At 58.0% G+C, this 2740-nt stretch carries 2 rRNA genes (1 of these 2 cut by a window edge); both read left to right on the forward strand.

The window, feature by feature from the left end:
- Nucleotides 1–178 precede the first annotated feature (178 nt).
- A 16S ribosomal RNA gene (locus tag ACWDVG_RS31415) occupies nucleotides 179–1704 on the forward strand.
- 286 nt (nucleotides 1705–1990) lie between these two features.
- Nucleotides 1991–2740, forward strand: a 23S ribosomal RNA gene (locus tag ACWDVG_RS31420) (it continues 2461 nt past the right edge of the window).
- The 16S and 23S rRNA genes sit together here, the layout of an rRNA operon.

Here is a 2740-nt window from a genome sequence, read left to right on the forward strand (position 1 = left end):
CTTGAGAACTCAACAGCGTGCCAAAAATCAACGCCAGATTAGTTGATACCCCGTCCATCTTCGGATGGTCGAGGTTCCTTTGAAGAAAAAACACAGCGAGGACGCTGTGGACACTCGGCCCTATTCCGGCCGAGGTGTCCCGCTCAACGCGAGTGTGCAACCCGATTACGGGTAAACATTCACGGAGAGTTTGATCCTGGCTCAGGACGAACGCTGGCGGCGTGCTTAACACATGCAAGTCGAACGATGAAGCCCTTCGGGGTGGATTAGTGGCGAACGGGTGAGTAACACGTGGGCAATCTGCCCTTCACTCTGGGACAAGCCCTGGAAACGGGGTCTAATACCGGATACGAGTTCGGGAGGCATCTCCTGGACTGGAAAGCTCCGGCGGTGAAGGATGAGCCCGCGGCCTATCAGCTTGTTGGTGGGGTAATGGCCTACCAAGGCGACGACGGGTAGCCGGCCTGAGAGGGCGACCGGCCACACTGGGACTGAGACACGGCCCAGACTCCTACGGGAGGCAGCAGTGGGGAATATTGCACAATGGGCGAAAGCCTGATGCAGCGACGCCGCGTGAGGGATGACGGCCTTCGGGTTGTAAACCTCTTTCAGCAGGGAAGAAGCGAAAGTGACGGTACCTGCAGAAGAAGCGCCGGCTAACTACGTGCCAGCAGCCGCGGTAATACGTAGGGCGCAAGCGTTGTCCGGAATTATTGGGCGTAAAGAGCTCGTAGGCGGCTTGTCACGTCGGGTGTGAAAGCCCGGGGCTTAACCCCGGGTCTGCATCCGATACGGGCAGGCTAGAGTGTGGTAGGGGAGATCGGAATTCCTGGTGTAGCGGTGAAATGCGCAGATATCAGGAGGAACACCGGTGGCGAAGGCGGATCTCTGGGCCATTACTGACGCTGAGGAGCGAAAGCGTGGGGAGCGAACAGGATTAGATACCCTGGTAGTCCACGCCGTAAACGTTGGGAACTAGGTGTTGGCGACATTCCACGTCGTCGGTGCCGCAGCTAACGCATTAAGTTCCCCGCCTGGGGAGTACGGCCGCAAGGCTAAAACTCAAAGGAATTGACGGGGGCCCGCACAAGCAGCGGAGCATGTGGCTTAATTCGACGCAACGCGAAGAACCTTACCAAGGCTTGACATATACCGGAAACGGCCAGAGATGGTCGCCCCCTTGTGGTCGGTATACAGGTGGTGCATGGCTGTCGTCAGCTCGTGTCGTGAGATGTTGGGTTAAGTCCCGCAACGAGCGCAACCCTTGTCCTGTGTTGCCAGCATGCCCTTCGGGGTGATGGGGACTCACAGGAGACCGCCGGGGTCAACTCGGAGGAAGGTGGGGACGACGTCAAGTCATCATGCCCCTTATGTCTTGGGCTGCACACGTGCTACAATGGCCGGTACAAAGAGCTGCGATGCCGCGAGGCGGAGCGAATCTCAAAAAGCCGGTCTCAGTTCGGATTGGGGTCTGCAACTCGACCCCATGAAGTCGGAGTTGCTAGTAATCGCAGATCAGCATTGCTGCGGTGAATACGTTCCCGGGCCTTGTACACACCGCCCGTCACGTCACGAAAGTCGGTAACACCCGAAGCCGGTGGCCCAACCCCTTGTGGGAGGGAGCTGTCGAAGGTGGGACTGGCGATTGGGACGAAGTCGTAACAAGGTAGCCGTACCGGAAGGTGCGGCTGGATCACCTCCTTTCTAAGGAGCACAGTACCGATTGCGAGCAAACGTCTCGCACGGTCAGCTCATGGGTGGAACGTTGATTAGTTGGCACACTCGGAAGTCTCCTCCGCCAGTACTGCTTCGGCGTGGAACACGGTGAGAGTCTGAATGAGTGTGCTTGGCACGTTGTTGGGTGTCTGAGGGTACGGCCGGAATGGTCTTGCCTTCGCGATGCCGGCCCCGGTGTTCCTGGTTCGTATGGATCAGGGTGACGGGTGGCTGGTCGTTGCTTGAGAACTACACAGTGGACGCGAGCATCTGTGGCCAAGTTTTTAAGGGCGCACGGTGGATGCCTTGGCACCAGGAACCGATGAAGGACGTGGGAGGCCACGATAGTCCCCGGGGAGCCGTCAACCAGGCTTTGATCCGGGGGTTTCCGAATGGGGAAACCCGGCAGTCGTCATGGGCTGTCACCCATGCCTGAACACATAGGGCATGTGGAGGGAACGAGGGGAAGTGAAACATCTCAGTACCCTCAGGAAGAGAAAACAACCGTGATTCCGGGAGTAGTGGCGAGCGAAACCGGATGAGGCCAAACCGTATGCGTGTGATACCCGGCAGGGGTTGCGCATACGGGGTTGTGGGATCTCTCTTCTGTCGTCTGCCGGCGACAGGACGAGTCAGAAACCGTTGATGTAGTCGAAGGACATGCGAAAGGTCCGGCGTAGAGGGTAAGACCCCCGTAGACGAAACATTAGCGGCTCGTTTGAGAGACACCCAAGTAGCACGGGGCCCGAGAAATCCCGTGTGAATCTGGCGGGACCACCCGCTAAGCCTAAATATTCCCTGGTGACCGATAGCGGATAGTACCGTGAGGGAATGGTGAAAAGTACCGCGGGAGCGGAGTGAAATAGTACCTGAAACCGTGTGCCTACAAGCCGTGGGAGCGTCGGGATCTTCGGATCCTCGTGACTGCGTGCCTTTTGAAGAATGAGCCTGCGAGTTTGCGGTGTGTTGCGAGGTTAACCCGTGTGGGGAAGCCGTAGCGAAAGCGAGTCCGAACAGGGCGCTT

It is taken from the genome of Streptomyces sp. NPDC003327 (assembly GCF_053589515.1).